This window comes from Pseudomonas sp. IT-P253, from assembly GCF_949768125.1.
GTDB lineage: Bacteria > Pseudomonadota > Gammaproteobacteria > Pseudomonadales > Pseudomonadaceae > Aquipseudomonas.
Window position 1 is genome coordinate 37,801 of sequence record NZ_CATKPT010000010.1, and the last position, 15,094, is coordinate 52,894.

A 15,094-nucleotide genomic window follows, 5' to 3' on the forward strand; every position below is an offset into this window, starting at 1 on the left:
GCGACGATTCGACCTGCTCGCGAAAGCGTTGTGTCAGTCAACATTAATGCCGGCTGATACTCGCTCTTCGCGAGCAGGTCGAATCGTCGCACCGTCGCTCCCACAGGTTCGGTGTTTTCTATGGATAAGTATCTGATTTTAAAACGCCGTAACACCACCATCCACCGCCAACGAGTGCCCCGTGGTAAACGCCGCACCATCACTGCACAGATACAACACAGCGCTCGCGATCTCCTCAACTTTGCCGATACGACCCACCGGGTGCATGGCGTTGGCGAACTCGGCTTTCTTGGGGTCCGCTTCATAGGCACGGCGGAACATGTCGGTGTCGATCACTGCCGGGCACACCGCATTCACACGAATCTTTTTCTTGGCATATTCGATGGCCGCCGATTTGGTCAGGCCGATCACCGCGTGCTTCGACGCGGCGTAAATACTCATTTTCGGCGCCGCCCCGAGACCGGCTACCGACGCGGTGTTGACGATCGCGCCGCCCCCTTGGGCGAGCAGCAATGGCAACTGGTATTTCATACACAGCCAGACGCCTTTGACATTGACGCCCATGATTGCGTCGAACTCATCGGCCGTGCCTTCGGCCAGCTTGCCCTTCTCGATTTCGATGCCGGCGTTGTTGAAGGCATAGTCGAGGCGGCCGTAGGTCTTTACCACTTCGTCCATCAGATTTTTTACGTCGCGTTCCAGCGTGACGTTGCAGCGCACGAAAGTCGCTTCGCCGCCCGCTGTACGAATCAGCGCCACAGTCCCCTCGCCGCCCTCGGTGTCCAGGTCGGCGACCACCACTTTCAACCCCTCGGCGGCGAACGCCCGGGCCGTCGCGCGGCCAATGCCATTGGCCGCGCCAGTCACAACGGCGACCTGTCCGGAAAACGTCATGCTCATTGTTATGTCCTCGAAAAGAGAAATGCGGGGATCGCGTGCGCCCAGTCTAGTCACAGGTATCTGCAGCGCGGCAGCACTATCAGAGGGCCGGTTGAGCGCCCATGAGTTGCAGTGATAGAACCGCCCGCCTGACTATCACCGTGCTGGATAGAGGTGCATTCGCCGCATCAGCCAGACTTGCGACCTCGGTCATGAAGGTCTATCAACAAGGCTTCATTCATCTTGAGTGCCTGTCATGACTACCCAGACCAATCGCCAATTCCTGCTCGCCAAACGCCCGGTGGGCGCAGCGACTCGCGAGACGTTCACCTATCAGGAAGTCTCGGTCGGCGAACCGGCTGCGGGTCAGATCCTGGTCAAAAACGAATACCTTTCCCTGGACCCGGCCATGCGTGGCTGGATGAACGAGGGTAAGTCCTACATCCCGCCGGTCGGCATTGGCGAAGTGATGCGCGCATTGGGCGTAGGCAAAGTCGTTGCCTCGAACAACCCGGGGTTTGCCGTCGGGGACTATGTGAATGGTGCGTTGGGCGTGCAGGATTTTTTCCTCGGCGAGCCACGCGGGTTCTACAAGGTCGATCCGAACCTGGCACCGCTGCCGCGCTATTTGTCTGCCTTGGGCATGACCGGGATGACTGCCTACTTCGCCCTGCTTGATGTCGGCGCCCCCAAGGCCGGTGACACCGTGGTGCTGTCGGGCGCTGCCGGCGCAGTGGGCAGCATTGCCGGGCAAATCGCCAAGATCAAAGGTTGCCGCGTCATCGGCATCGCCGGTGGCGCGGACAAGTGCCGGTTCCTGATCGACGAACTGGGTTTCGATGGTGCCATCGACTACAAGAACGAAGACGTCACCGCCGGTCTCAAGCGCGAATGCCCGAAAGGTGTGGACGTGTATTTCGATAACGTCGGCGGCGATATTCTCGACGCGGTGCTGAGTCGTCTGAACATGAAGGCGCGGGTGGTGATTTGCGGCGCCATCAGCCAGTACAACAACAAGGACGCGGTCAAAGGCCCGGCCAACTACCTGTCGCTGCTGGTCAACCGCGCGCGGATGGAAGGCTTTGTAGTGATGGACTACGCCGCGCAGTTCGCCGCTGCCGGGCAGGAAATGGCAGGCTGGATAGCCAAGGGGCAGCTCAAGAGCAAGGAAGACATCGTCGAAGGACTGGAGACGTTCCCGGAGACACTGATGAAATTGTTCAGCGGGGAGAATTTCGGGAAGTTGGTTCTGAAGGTTTAACTCGGTAATTAAAGTCCCCCCCAAAAGCCAATGTGGGAGCGAGCCTGCTCGCGAAGCGATGTATCAGTCAAGTTGATGTCGACTGACACTCCGTCTTCGCGAGCAGGCTCGCTCCCACAGTTGGATCTTTAGCGGCTGGTTAAGCGAGTTCGGCCACGACGGCGGCTAATGCCTTGGCCGGATCCTTCGCCTGGCTGATCGGACGGCCGATCACCAGATAGTCGGAACCGGCATCCAGTGCCTGACGCGGGGTCAGAATGCGACGCTGATCGTCCTGGGCGCTGCCCGCCGGACGTATGCCCGGCGTCACCAGTTGCAGCGTCGGGTGAGCCGATTTCAACGCATGGGCTTCCAGCGCCGAACACACCAGACCGTCCATCCCGGCTTTTTCCGCCAGCGCGGCCAGGCGCAGCACTTGCTCCTGCGGCTCGATGTCCAGACCGATACCCGCCAGATCCTCACGCTCCATGCTGGTCAACACGGTCACGCCGATCAGCAGCGGTTTAGGGCCGGTACGCTGGTCAAGCACTTCGCGGCACGCAGCCATCATGCGCAGACCGCCGGAACAGTGCACGTTGACCATCCACACGCCCATTTCAGCCGCCGCCTTGACAGCCATTGCCGTGGTGTTCGGAATGTCGTGGAACTTGAGGTCCAGGAACACTTCGAAACCCTTGTCGCGCAAGGTGCCGACGATTTCCGAGGCGCAACTGGTGAACAGTTCTTTACCGACTTTGACCCGGCACAGTGTCGGGTCCAACTGGTCGGCCAGCTTCAGTGCGGCGTCACGGGTGGGGAAATCCAGGGCGACGATGATAGGAGTCTGGCAGACGGACATGTGCGGGCTCTCAGGCAGGACGAAATCGGCGCGCATTGTAGCGGAACCAGCGCCGCTGCGGGACCCGATGATCGGTAAATCATCGAGACCGCTCAGGCAAGACTAGCCTCCATGGCAATTGTGTCGAGCACGATACACACACGACACGCCCTCAACACCCTTCCTCGCTACCTTCGGCAGCCGCAACACGTCCTTACAGCACTTCCCGCCTCTGGGCCGGACGCCTATGCTGAGGCCACAACCTTGCAGCCTATCTTTGTGGTTGGCAGCCTACCTGGCAGATGAACGCACGCATGCACAACACCCTAGCAACCGTGAAGGATGATCAAAAAGCGCCCGGCGATGACAAACGCTGGAGCATTCGTGCGCTGATCGTCGATGACGATGTCCCGATCCGCGAGTTGATGATCGACTACCTGGCCCGCTTCAATATCCACGCCAGCGGCGTTACCGATGGCACCGCCATGCGCCTGGCAATGCAAGCGGAGCATTTCGACGTGGTGGTGCTCGACCTGATGCTGCCCGGCGAAGACGGTTTGTCACTGTGTCGCTGGCTGCGCGCCGAGTCGGACATCCCGATCCTGATGCTCACCGCCCGCTGCGAACCCACCGACCGCATCATCGGCCTGGAACTGGGCGCAGACGATTACATGGCCAAGCCGTTCGAGCCACGCGAACTGGTCGCACGAATTCAGACCATTTTGCGTCGAGTGCGCGACGACCGCACCGAACAACGGGCCAACATTCGCTTCGACAACTGGCGCCTGAACAGCGTGCTGCGCCAGTTGATCGCCGCCGATGGCCTGGTGGTGCCACTGTCCAACGCCGAATTCCGTTTACTCTGGGTGTTCATTGAACGACCCCGCCGCGTACTCAGCCGCGAACAATTGCTGGATGCCGCACGCGGTCGCTCCATCGAAGCCTTTGATCGCAGCATTGACCTGCTGGTCTCACGCCTGCGCCAGAAACTCGGCGATGATCCGAAAGCCCCCCAGTTGATCAAAACCGTTCGCGGTGAGGGTTACCTGTTCGACGCACGAGATATCGGCTGATGCGTGCGCGCTTCGATACGCTGTTCGGCCGCCTGTTTGGCGTGCTGTTGGTAGCGATTATCCTGGCGCACCTGTTGGCGTTTGCCTGGTTCCACCATTACGGCCCGCGGCCGCCCCCGCCCCCTCCGCCGCCGGAGTTTGCCGAAAACTACGACGGGCAACGCCCTCCGATGGACCCTCGCTTCGAAAACAGGCCACCTCGGCCGTGGTTCGGCGGTCCCTTGGTGCCACTGACCTTTCAGCTGATTTCGCTGATCATTGCGGCCTGGTACGGCGCCAAACTGCTGAGCCGGCCGATCCAGCGCCTGAGCGACGCCGCCGAACGCTTGAGCGAAAACCTCGACAGCCAGCCTCTGGATGAATCCGGCCCACGGGAAGCGCGGCAAGCAGCGCACACGTTCAACAAGATGCAGCAACGCATTCGTGAACAAGTACAGCAACGTTCACGGATGCTGGGGGCGGTGTCTCACGACTTGCGCACGCCGTTGTCACGGCTAAAGTTGCGGCTGGAGCAAATCGACGACGACAAGCTGCAAGGCCAGATGCGCCAGGATCTGGATGACATGATCAGCATGCTCGACGCCACCCTGACCTACCTTCACGAACAGCGCACCAGCGAGGCACCACAGTGGATGGACGTGCAGGCGCTGATCGAATCCCTCTGCGAAAACGCCCAGGACCAGGGCGCCGACGTCCAGGCCAGCGGCCACTGCGCCCCCCTGCAGGTACAGCCGATGGCTTTACGCTCGTGCATCAACAACCTGCTGGACAACGCCCTGCGCTATGCCGGGGAAGGGTTGATTACGCTGGAAGACCATCGCGAGCAATTGCTGATCCGGGTCATCGACCACGGGCCGGGGATCGCGACGGATAAACGTGAAGCGGTGTTTGAACCGTTCTATCGTCTGGAGGGTTCACGTAATCGTAACTCCGGCGGTGTCGGTCTAGGCATGACCATTGCCCGCGAGGCGGTCGAACGGCTGGGCGGACAGTTGAGCCTGGAAGAAACCCCTGGCGGTGGACTGACGGCCGTCATCCGATTGCCCCGATCGCTGTAATTGAATGGACTCGCCCTCGCTGTCGTTGGCTTTCATAGAATGCCACCGTGGCGCATAGACGCCTCGGCTTGGGCGAGTCCATTCAATTACAAGGATCGTGTGTACCCATCGGTACAAACCTCAAATACACACGACACCTTGCCCCTTGAGGCTGCATAAGCCGGTGCACCCACCGGTTTCCCATTCCAAGGAGTGAGCCCAATGATCGGTAGCGTCAGTAATTACACGAGCTATTCCAGCACCAGCAGTACCACAACCAACAGCGCCCGTAGCCAGCAATTTCAGAAAGAGTTACTCGCCAAACTCGACACCAACGGCGACGGCGTGGTGGGGCAGGATGAGCTCAAGAGCGCCCTGTCGCAGAAACCCGACAACGGTCTGTTGGCCAGCCTGAGCAAAAATTTCGCCGATCTGGACAGTGACGATAGTGGCAGCCTGAGCAGTCAAGAGATGGCCGCGATGGCCCCACCGCCACCGCCACAAGATCAGGCACCCAACACTGAGCTTGCCGATGCGTTGATCAGCGCCCTCGACACCAACGGTAACGGCGCCATCAGCAGCGACGAACTGAGCAATGGCCTGACCAGCGCCGGCAGCAGTGCCGATAGCAAAGACATCTTCTCGGCGCTGGACAAGAACAAGGACGGCACCGTCAGCAAAGACGAACTCGCCGCCAGCCTCGCCCCGCCTCCACCGCCGCCACAGCAGACGTCCAGCGACGCACTGTTCAGCCAGCTGGATGCGGACAGTGACGGCAGCGTCACCGCCACCGCCACCGAACCAGGCAGCGCGGTACAGGCCAGCGACAGCACCCCATCGACCAGCAGCGACACCAGCGCGGCGCTGTTCAAGATGCTCGATAGCGACAGCAGCGGTGGCGTCAGCAGCGACGAGTTGAAAGCCGTGCTCCAAGCCGGTCGCGAGAAGAGCAACGACAGCTCCACCGCTCAGCCGAATGTTTGCGAAGCACTGAACAAAATGATCGCCAACCTGAGCAAGCAGTATTCACTCGACAAGGTGGCGAGCGTGGGCAAGTACCTGAACGTCGCCACTTAAGTCAAAAGCTTCGTCGGAACGCCGCCCGGAGCCGGGCGGCGTTCCGACGAAGGGGCCATTAGCCTCAATAAATAATTTAAGGCCGGTGATCTTCAACGCGCGCCTGGCTTTTGCTCCAGTCGGTCAACAGGCTATAAGCCACCGCCAACAGCGTCGGACCGATGAACAAGCCAATAAACCCAAACGCAATCAACCCGCCAAACACGCCCAACAACACAATCACCAACGGCAGATTCCCACCGCGGCTGATCAAATACGGCTTCAGCACGTTGTCGACGCCGCTGATAATGAACGTCCCCCAAATACCGAGAAACACCGCCATCCCATACTCGCCCTTCCAGGCCAGCCAGGCCGTGGCCGGTATCCACACCAGCGGAGGCCCCATGGGAATCAGGCTGAGCAGGAAGGTCACGATGCCAAGCACCAATGCGCCAGGCACTCCGGCAATCAAAAACCCGATTAATGCCAGAACCGCCTGAGCCGCCGCCGTCCCGATCACGCCGTTCACCACACGCTGAACGGTCCCCGCCACCAGCTCGATGTAATAGCCGGCCCGTTGCCCAATCAGCCGCTCCAGCAACCCATGAACAAACGCGGCCAATCGTGGCCCGTCACGGTAGAAAAAGAACACGAAGACAATGCTTAACGTCAGTTCGAGAATCCCGCCGCCAATCTGCGCACTGCGCGCCAGCAACCAATTACCGACCTGGCCCAGGTAGGGCTTGACCGCCAGCAGCATCGCCGCGCCCTGCTGATCAATGCTGTTCCAGACAACCACCAACCGTCCGCCAACCAGCGGAACACCGGCCAGCCAGGTCGGCGCTTCAGGCAGACCGTCGACCTGCACATCCTTGATGAATGCGACGGCATCGCGCACATGATCCGCCAGGTTGAACCCCAGCCATACCAGCGGCACCGCCACCAATAACATCCAGCCAAGCGTCAGCAATGCCGCCGCCAGCGCCTCCCGACCATTGAGCAAACGGGTCAGCAAGCGCATCAGCGGCCAACTGGCAAACGCCAGTACTGCCCCCCAGAACAACGCCGACCAGAACGGCGCCATCACCCAAAAGCTCGCGCCAAACAGCACCAGGAGCAGGATCTGCACCAACAGCCGATCGTTATTGATCATCCAAGTCTCGAAAAAAGTCAGTTCGCAAAGGAGCAGGCGAACGCGACAAGCGCGTTCGCCTGATGAAGCTTATCGCAACAGTTCCACGTGCAGGCCAGCGCCGTCAACGCTGCCGGTTTCCATCCGCGCCGCACGCACGCCCTGGCCAATCAACGCCTGACGCCAGGCTTCGGCGTTCGGCCCGGAAACGTTGACCCGCAGGGTCGTGTCCAGATTCAAGCCACGCGAGAGCAAGCGCAGCCAGGTATCGTCAGGGGCATCGGTCAGTTTGGGGAAATCGAGCTCGCCAGTGCTTTTGAGCTGCCGCAACAAGGTGGCGGAAGTAGGCAGCAAATCACCCAGCGGCGCCGCAGCATCGAACTGCTCGACGTGCAGATAGGCTTTGCGATTACCGCGAGTGATGCTGTAAAGCGCCACCAGCGTGCTGTCCTTTGGCGCGGCCAGACGCAACAGCAGATACGCCTGTTGATCATCAGCCCCGTAGAGTTTGGCGTTGCCGAAGACCTCGTTGGCCCACAGGCTGCTTTCACCGCAATCACGGGCCTGGCACCAGAACAGCAACTCGGCGCCCTGTTTCTGCAACGCTTCGCGGGCGGCGGTGAAGGCTTCCGTGGATGAATGCTCCGGCGGCAGTTCGTAGGTTACCGAGGTGGTTTGCCCGCGGGCGCTGACTTGACCGTCGAAACGCAACTGACCACTGATCTTGCGGATCGACCCCAGCGGGTAGATCCGCTCGAGTTCTACCGCCGGGCGATAGTCGACGATCTGCGCATCGACCATCCGCGGCACGATCGGCAGGTCCTGGCTGCCCGGAACATCGGCGGCGAACAACACGGGACTGAAACAGCACAGCGCCAGCAAACTGAATGAACGCATGGATAGGCTCATCGTATCAGCATGGCCTGGGCACCTTTGACGACGCTGGCATCATCGATGCGTTCGGGCACCAGCAAACCACGCTGCACCGCCGGACGCGCCTCCATGGTCGCCATCCAGCGTTGCAACGCCGTCAAGCCATCCACTGCGACACCGGACCACTCGTGGCCACGGACCCATGGGTAGGTGGCGATGTCGGCAATGCTGTACTCGCCGGCGAGGAATTCCACGGTTTGCAGGCGAGTGTCGAGCACTTCATAGAGGCGACGGGTTTCATGCTGATAGCGGTCGATGGCGCCCTGGAGCTTCTCCGGAAAATAGCGGAAAAACACGTTGGCCTGCCCCTGCATCGGGCCGATGCCACCCATCTGGAACATCAGCCATTGCAAAACCACTGAGCGCCCCTTCGGGTCCTTGGGCAGCAGTTTGCCGCTCAACTCGGCCAGGTAGATGAGGATGGCGCCGGATTCGAACACGGCAAAATCACCGTTGGCGCGATCGACAATCGCCGGAATCCGGCCATTGGGATTGAGCTTGAGAAAGTCCGGAGACTTTTGTTCCTTCTTGTCGAAACTCAAGGCGTGCACCGTGTAGGGCAGGCCGAGTTCCTCGAGCACGATAGAGACCTTGTGGCCATTCGGGGTCGCAGCGGTGTAGAGATCTATCATGGTTGTCTCCCATTTCAACCCGCCCAGCCTCGACAGTTGCCCGGCGCAAGTCAAGGAGCGGCGAAGAACCGATTGAAACAGTCTGCGACAAGGTCGGCACCGGGTTCATCATTCAGGTGCAAATGATGGCCGCCAGGCAGCTGTTCACGGCTAAAGGGTAGACGCTCCAGCAACTCGGAATGTTTGGCGAGCATGCCGTCAGCTGCAACCACCAGTAACGCAGGACAACTGACCCGCTGCACGAAGGCCATGGCCTGCTCGGTTGTCAGACGCAGCGGCGATGGCAGCGTGAGGCGGTTGTCGGTGCGCCAGGTGTAACCGCCCGGCACCGGCATCAAACCGCGCCGGGCCAGGAGTTCGGCGGCTTCGCGACTGACCGCTACCAGACCTTTCATTCTCGCCTCGATAGCGCGGTCCAGTGTGTTATAGACGGGCTTGCGCTTCTCCTGCAGATCCAGCTGCGCTTGCAGGGCCATGCCCATACGTTCGGCCGCGTTTTCGCCTTTGTCTGTAGGAGGGATGATGCCGTCGATCAAGGCTAGGTGCGTCACACGTTCAGGCAGCGACCCGGCGATGATCAGCGAAGCGATCGCGCCCATGGAGTGCCCCATCAGCGCAAAACGCTTCAGTCCAAGCTGTTCAGCAACTTGCAGTACGTCGTGGGCGTAGTCCCACATGGCATAACCGGCACCGGGCGGGCGATGCCCGGAGTGGCCGTGACCGGCCATGTCCAGTGCAATGATGCGCAAGCCTTTGAGCTTTGGCGCCAACCGGGCAAAGCTGTTGGCGTTGTCCAGCCAGCCATGCAAGGCGATCACCGGCAGGCCGTCTTCAGGGCCGAACAAGTGCGCCGCCAACTCGATGTGCGGCAGGCTCAGGCGGACTTCTTCAACGACATGGCTCATAGGCATTCCTGCTGACGACGACTTTCCCAGCGGCTGAACAGGTTCTTCAGCAGGGCGGCAGTGTCCTGTGGTCGTTCGAGGGGAAACATGTGCCCGCCGGGCATGGTCAGGGATTCGCCCTGCGGCATGCTCCCGACCGAACGGGCGTGATGGCGCATTACCACGCGACTTTTGTGCCCGCGCACCACGGCCAACGGCACTTTCAATTGCCGTGCGCGACCAGGGCTGGTATGGGGCACACCGCGGTAAATGCTGATCTCGGTGGCCGGATCGAAGCGCAGGCGCAACTTGTCGCCCACTGTGTGCAAACCGTGTTGCAGGTAGGCGTCGAAGCACTCCGGATCGAAGCCGCGAAACAGGGTCTTACCTGCGAAATATACTCGCGCCGCCTCCAGATCGGCGAACTCTTCGCGTCGCCCCAGCGTGCGGCCAGCCGGGGTCAGGCGGTCGATAAAACCAAAACGCTTGGCCGCGCGGATGACCCACTGATCGGTACGGGTCAACACTGGCGAATCAAGCATCACCACGCCGCGGTACAGTTCGGGGCAACGTAACGCCGCGTGCAGGTGCAGTACGCCACCGAAGGAGTGGCCAACACCCCATACGGGCTCAGGCTGCTGCTGGAGGTGATGAATCAGCTCGTCCACCAAATTGTGCCAGTTGTCATCCGCCGGAAAACGCGGGTCGTGGGCATGCTGTTCCAGATGCGTCACCTGATACTCGGGCGCCAGCGCCGCGAACAACTTGCCGTAGGTGCCCGAAGGAAATCCATTGGCGTGGGCGAAAAATATCTGTTGCGACATACCGGTCGATCCATCAACGAAAACGAGCGTTGATTGTCCGTAAGACAACGCCCTACAGCAATGACCGTAACTGCCAGGAATGATGACAGTCCGGTCAGGGTGATACCAAACCTCGTAGCAGCTGGCGCAGCCTGCGTCCGCCTACTGTAGGAGCGAGGCTTGCCCGCGAAGGCGTCAGTTCTGACACTCCGCGTTATCGTTCTTCGCGAGCAAGCTTCGCTCCTACAGTAGCCGGACGCAGCCTGCTACACAGAGCGCGTTATTGCTCAGCGTATCGGTGGATTCTCACCCAACGGCACCACCGCCATGGTCAACCGTGACACGCAACTGGCCTTGCCCTCATCGCTGCTCAAGCGGATATCCCAGACATGCGTGGTGCGACCAATGTGTATCGCCGTGGCCACCGCCGTTACCCGCCCGCTGCGCAATCCGCGCAAATGGTTGGCGTTGACTTCCAGGCCTACGCAATAGAACTTGCGGGTATCGATACACAGGTAACTGGCCATCGAGCCGACCGTTTCGGCCAGCACCACCGAGGCACCGCCATGCAGCAAGCCGTAGGGCTGATGGGTGCGGTGATCGATGACCATGCTCGCGGTCAGGGAGGCGTCGTCGAAGGCTTCAAAGCGAATATCCAGCACTTCACCGATGGTGTTTTTCTGGATCGCGTTCAACTGCTCGATGTTGGGAGGGGTTCGCCACAGACTCATCGCCAATTTCCTTTGTAGGTGTTGTTCGTGACTCAATCCTGCCACAGCACCGCTTCGCTGCGCTCGCTCCATTCTTCGAACCGGGCGCCGTAAGTGGCTTCGATCATATTGCGCTTGATCTTCAGGGTCGGCGTCAGAAAGCCGTTTTCCACTGCCCAGCTGTCCTTGACCACCACCAGCCGCCGTAAGCGTTCATGCTTGTCGAGGGAGCCATTAACCTCCTCCAGCAGTTTTTCCAGGCTCGAGTGCAGGCCGGCGCGCGCCGTTCCGCCCGCGTCCTGCTGACCGACCGCCGAAAGCACGCACAAGCCCAGTGGCGCACTCAACCCATCGCCGACCACGCAGACCTGCTCGATCCGCGAATGCACCGCCAGCCGATTTTCGATGGGCGCGGGGGCCACGTATTTACCTTTGCTGGTCTTGAAGATTTCTTTCAGCCGCCCGGTCAGGCGCAGGTTGCCTTCGGCGTCTTCCTCGCCCTTGTCACCGGTACGCAGGAAGCCGTCCTCGGTGATGGTTTCAGCGGTTTTTTCAGGCTCCTTGAAATACCCGAGCATGGTCGCGCCGCTGCGCACCATGACCTCGCCGGACTCGGCGATCCGTACCTCGACGTCCGGGCAAGGCTTGCCGATCCAGCCCGGTTTGTTCTGGCCCGGCAGGCAAACATGCGAATAGCCGCAACTTTCGGTCATGCCGTAGACCTCCAGCACATCCAGCCCCAGCTTGCGATACCACAGCAACAAGGTCTGCGGAACCGGCGCTGCGCCGGACAAGGCAATGCGCAAGGCATCGAGCCCAAGCCCGGCAAGGACCTTGTGTCCAACCCGCTTGCCGATGATCGGCAGGCCGAGCAAAAAGTCGAGGCGCTTTGCCGGGATCTTGCTGTAGACGCCCATCTGGAACTTGGTCCAGATACGCGGCACGCCGAACAATGCGGTGGGCCGTGCACGCTGCAAATCGGTGAGGAAGGTATCGAGGCTCTCGGCAAAGAATACGGTTTGCCCGCTGTAGATCGACGCCAGCTCGACGAACATCCGCTCGGCGACATGGCATAGCGGCAGGTAGGACAGCAATCGGTCCGACTCGTTGAGGCCGAATAGTTGCGTGCCACGGCTGGCCGCAAACCCAAGATTGCCGAAGCTGTGCATCACCCCTTTGGGCAGGCCGGTCGTGCCGGAGGTATAAATGATGGTCGCCAATTGATCGGCGGCGGGTTTCGGATCGTCCTGGATCGGCGAGCTGCGCTGCAGGTCGGCCCAGCTGAAATCGAAGTGGCCTGGCGGATGCAACGGCAGACTGATGGTGGGCAGTTCCGGTTTAACCCCACGGGACATGCCAGACCAGTCATCGAGTTTGCCGATGAATACCAGCACGGCTTCGGAATGTTCGAGCACTTGAGCCACGGACTCGGCTGTCAGGTTCGGGTACAGCGGCACCGAGACATGCCCGGCCATCCAGATCGCCAGGTCGGCGATGATCCAGTGGGCACAGTTTTTCGAGATCAAGGCGATGTGACTACCTTGAGGCAGTTCGCGTGCTCGCAGCCAGTGCGCAGCGCAACGGGCCTGATGACCGACGTCTTCCCAGGTCAGTGTCTCGACCTGTCCACCACCCATGGGCTGTACCAGAAAGCGCTGGCGGGGATGACGGGCCTCCCGCTCATAGAAGACGTCCAGCGGCAAACGCAAAGCAGCAGACATACGACTCGCTCCTGTTTTTTTGATCTGGAGCAAGCGTAGTCAACCAAGCAGTTGCTTGGTTAAATATTTAAGGGCAAAAGCGGGATCAAAAGATCGCAGCCTCGTTGCACTCGACAGCTCCTTGTATGTTGACCGGAGAATGTAGGAGCGAGCTTGCTCGCGAAGGACGTTAACGATAACGCGCCCTTCCCGAGTAAACGCGTTGCCTTCAAGCCCTTCGCGAGCAAGCTCGCTCCTACAGGGTAATGCGCAATCCTTGCAGGAGCTGTCGAGTGCAACGAGGCTGCGATCTTTTGCTTCTAAGGATGCTTGATGCCCTTGAGCTTCATCGCGCCGGCGAGCGGCAAGTCACCTTCAAGCTCGGCAAGGCTGGCGGTTTTCACCGTTTCCGGGTCCTGTACATGACCGTGCTGCAAATAACCCAAGAGGTTAGCCACCAATGGGTTATGGCTGACCAGCAACGCGTAGTCCACGGACACCAATTGCTCTGCCACCGCTTGCGGACGGTTGTCTGGGGTCAGCCATTCAACAGTGCGAATGTCCGGCTGGAACCCCAACGCGTCACTCACCAGCTGCGCAGTCTGTTGCGCTCGCAAGTAAGGGCTGGCGTAGATAGCCGTGATCGGCTGGCCGATCAGCTCGGCGGCGCTTCGCAGCACTTCTTCGCGACCGTGGGGCGTCAATTCCCGTTCGGAGTCTGGACGCGAGCCATAGGGCTCGGCTTCACCATGACGCAATACCCAGAGTTTCATAGCTTGGGTTCCTCATCTCGGGCCGGATGCGGGGCTGGTGCCACAACGTGCGGCGCTTCACCTTCCGGTGTACGCGGCGTCGGCCAGTCGGCGAACGGCCAGGGTTTCTGGTCGCTGTGGAAACTGCCGAAACGCCCGATCTGTGCCAGGTACTGGCTCAGGCTATCGCCGAAGTTCATCAGGCTGGCGCTCGGGGCGCCATAGATCAAACGATAGATCAACTGCACCAGTACCACTGCGCCAAGGATGAATTGCGCCACCTGCCAGACCAGCACGAAGACGATCATCCACAACACCCGCAGCAGGATGGATTCGTACTTGGCTTCTGTTTTCGGATCGTTCATGTCTCGCTCTCCTGCTCCTTATAGGGAGTGTGCTCAGTTAAAATCGCTGGTGGAAATAAAGTCGACATCGGTTTTTGGTTCACCGCGCATCAACAGCTCAATCACCTGATTAAGCGTGCGCCCTTCGAACAGGATCGCGTGCAGCCCGGCGACCAGTGGCATGTACACGCCGACCTCCTGAGCCTTGGCCTTGAGCACTTTGAGGGTGTTCACGCCTTCGGCGACTTCGCCCAGGCGCGTCACCGCCTCTTCCAGGCTCAAACCCTGACCGAGGGCGAACCCAACCTGATAATTACGGCTTTTCGGCGACGAACAGGTGACGATCAAATCGCCCACGCCGGCCAGGCCGAGGAAGGTCATCGGGTTGGCGCCCTGATTGACCGCGAAGCGGGTCATTTCCGCCAGCGCCCGGGTGATCAGCATGCTTTTGGTGTTCTCGCCCATGCCCAGCGCCACCGCCATACCGGCGATGATCGCGTAGACGTTCTTCAGGGCCCCGCCCAACTCCACGCCGAATCGGTCGGCGCTGGCATAGACGCGGAAGGTGCGGCCATGCAACGCGGCCTGGACGCGCTGGCAGAGTTCCTCGTCTTCGCTGGCGACCACCGTGGCGGTCAGCGCGTGCTCAGCGATTTCACGCGCCAGGTTCGGCCCGGACAGCACGCCGATACGCGCTTGCGGGGCGATGTCTTCGAGAATTTCGCTCATCAGCTTGAACGTGTGGGCTTCGATGCCCTTGGTCAGGCTCACCAGCAGCTTGCCGCTCAAACGGTCCGCATGCGGCATCAATACCGAGCGCAACGCACTGGACGGCAGCGCGACGAAACACAGCTCGCAGGTGTCCAGCGTGGCTTGCAAGTCAGTGACCGGCTCCACGCCCGGAAGAATTTTGATGCCTTTGAGGTAGCGCGGGTTCTCGCGATTGACCCGAATAGATTCGGCCTGCTCAGGATCACGCATCCACTGCAGGACCTGATGCCCGTTCTCGGCCAGCAAATTAGCCACGGCGGTACCAAAACTTCCGCCTCCCAGGACCGCAATTGGGCGCTGTTCAGTCATA

General features: G+C 60.5%; 16 protein-coding genes. 4 read left to right on the plus strand and 12 right to left on the minus strand.

What is annotated here, in order from left to right; genetic code table 11:
- Nucleotides 1-138 precede the first annotated feature (138 nt).
- Complete coding sequence (locus ACM6IR_RS05495; protein ID WP_414906751.1) at nucleotides 139-900, minus strand: SDR family oxidoreductase; 762 nt, start codon at nucleotides 898-900, stop codon at nucleotides 139-141.
- Nucleotides 901-1,135: 235 nt separating this feature from the next.
- Between ACM6IR_RS05495 and ACM6IR_RS05500 the strand changes: the two genes are divergently transcribed.
- Nucleotides 1,136-2,140: an NADP-dependent oxidoreductase gene (locus tag ACM6IR_RS05500; RefSeq protein WP_414906752.1), complete on the plus strand. Its 1,005-nt coding sequence runs from the start codon at nucleotides 1,136-1,138 to the stop codon at nucleotides 2,138-2,140.
- Between the two features lie 139 nt (nucleotides 2,141-2,279).
- Here ACM6IR_RS05500 and pyrF read toward each other — a convergent pair whose 3' ends face one another.
- The gene (gene pyrF, locus ACM6IR_RS05505; protein WP_414906753.1) at nucleotides 2,280-2,978 is read right to left on the minus strand and encodes an orotidine-5'-phosphate decarboxylase; all 699 of its coding nucleotides are present in this window, start codon (nucleotides 2,976-2,978) and stop codon (nucleotides 2,280-2,282) included.
- 281 nt (nucleotides 2,979-3,259) lie between these two features.
- Here pyrF and ACM6IR_RS05510 point away from each other — a divergent pair, with 281 nt between their 5' ends.
- The 3 genes from ACM6IR_RS05510 to xopAW all read left to right on the plus strand — a co-directional run bounded on the left by ACM6IR_RS05510 (nucleotide 3,260) and on the right by xopAW (nucleotide 6,144).
- Nucleotides 3,260-4,030 carry a response regulator gene (locus ACM6IR_RS05510; RefSeq protein ID WP_414906754.1) on the plus strand — a complete coding sequence of 257 codons (771 nt, stop codon included), beginning with the start codon at nucleotides 3,260-3,262 and terminating at the stop codon, nucleotides 4,028-4,030.
- Nucleotides 4,030-5,088 carry a sensor histidine kinase gene (locus ACM6IR_RS05515; RefSeq protein ID WP_414906755.1) on the plus strand — a complete coding sequence of 353 codons (1,059 nt, stop codon included), beginning with the start codon at nucleotides 4,030-4,032 and terminating at the stop codon, nucleotides 5,086-5,088. Before ACM6IR_RS05510 ends, ACM6IR_RS05515 begins: the two co-directional genes overlap by 1 nt.
- A 201-nt stretch (nucleotides 5,089-5,289) precedes the next feature.
- Entirely contained in the window at nucleotides 5,290-6,144 is an 855-nt protein-coding gene (gene xopAW, locus ACM6IR_RS05520) for a XopAW family type III secretion system calcium-binding effector (RefSeq protein WP_414906756.1), read from the plus strand.
- Between the two features lie 76 nt (nucleotides 6,145-6,220).
- On the opposite strand, the gene ACM6IR_RS05525 is transcribed toward xopAW, so the two are convergent.
- From ACM6IR_RS05525 to ACM6IR_RS05570, 10 genes are all read right to left on the minus strand, one after another.
- The gene (locus ACM6IR_RS05525) at nucleotides 6,221-7,276 is read right to left on the minus strand and encodes an AI-2E family transporter (RefSeq protein ID WP_414906757.1); all 1,056 of its coding nucleotides are present in this window, start codon (nucleotides 7,274-7,276) and stop codon (nucleotides 6,221-6,223) included.
- Between the two features lie 69 nt (nucleotides 7,277-7,345).
- Complete coding sequence (locus ACM6IR_RS05530) at nucleotides 7,346-8,152, minus strand: DUF4892 domain-containing protein (protein ID WP_414906758.1); 807 nt, start codon at nucleotides 8,150-8,152, stop codon at nucleotides 7,346-7,348.
- 8 nt (nucleotides 8,153-8,160) lie between these two features.
- Nucleotides 8,161-8,820, minus strand: coding sequence for a glutathione S-transferase family protein (locus ACM6IR_RS05535; protein ID WP_414906759.1), 660 nt, complete (start codon nucleotides 8,818-8,820; stop codon nucleotides 8,161-8,163).
- Between the two features lie 50 nt (nucleotides 8,821-8,870).
- Nucleotides 8,871-9,725, minus strand: a complete 855-nt coding sequence (locus tag ACM6IR_RS05540; RefSeq protein WP_414906760.1) for an alpha/beta hydrolase — start codon at nucleotides 9,723-9,725, stop codon at nucleotides 8,871-8,873.
- Nucleotides 9,722-10,528 carry an alpha/beta fold hydrolase gene (locus tag ACM6IR_RS05545; RefSeq protein ID WP_414906761.1) on the minus strand — a complete coding sequence of 269 codons (807 nt, stop codon included), beginning with the start codon at nucleotides 10,526-10,528 and terminating at the stop codon, nucleotides 9,722-9,724. The genes ACM6IR_RS05540 and ACM6IR_RS05545 overlap by 4 nt, the downstream gene beginning before the upstream one ends.
- Nucleotides 10,529-10,794: 266 nt before the next feature.
- Nucleotides 10,795-11,238 (minus strand): hotdog fold thioesterase, encoded by a 444-nt coding sequence (locus ACM6IR_RS05550; RefSeq protein WP_414906762.1) that lies wholly within the window; start codon nucleotides 11,236-11,238, stop codon nucleotides 10,795-10,797.
- A gap of 32 nt (nucleotides 11,239-11,270) precedes the next feature.
- Nucleotides 11,271-12,938: an AMP-binding protein gene (locus ACM6IR_RS05555; RefSeq protein ID WP_414906763.1), complete on the minus strand. Its 1,668-nt coding sequence runs from the start codon at nucleotides 12,936-12,938 to the stop codon at nucleotides 11,271-11,273.
- A gap of 299 nt (nucleotides 12,939-13,237) precedes the next feature.
- Nucleotides 13,238-13,690: a phosphohistidine phosphatase SixA gene (gene sixA / locus ACM6IR_RS05560; RefSeq protein ID WP_414906764.1), complete on the minus strand. Its 453-nt coding sequence runs from the start codon at nucleotides 13,688-13,690 to the stop codon at nucleotides 13,238-13,240.
- Nucleotides 13,687-14,034, minus strand: a complete 348-nt coding sequence (locus ACM6IR_RS05565; protein ID WP_414906765.1) for a DUF4389 domain-containing protein — start codon at nucleotides 14,032-14,034, stop codon at nucleotides 13,687-13,689. Before ACM6IR_RS05565 ends, sixA begins: the two co-directional genes overlap by 4 nt.
- Nucleotides 14,035-14,067: 33 nt before the next feature.
- Nucleotides 14,068-15,093: an NAD(P)H-dependent glycerol-3-phosphate dehydrogenase gene (locus ACM6IR_RS05570; RefSeq protein WP_414906766.1), complete on the minus strand. Its 1,026-nt coding sequence runs from the start codon at nucleotides 15,091-15,093 to the stop codon at nucleotides 14,068-14,070.
- Nucleotide 15,094: the final 1 nt, after the last annotated feature.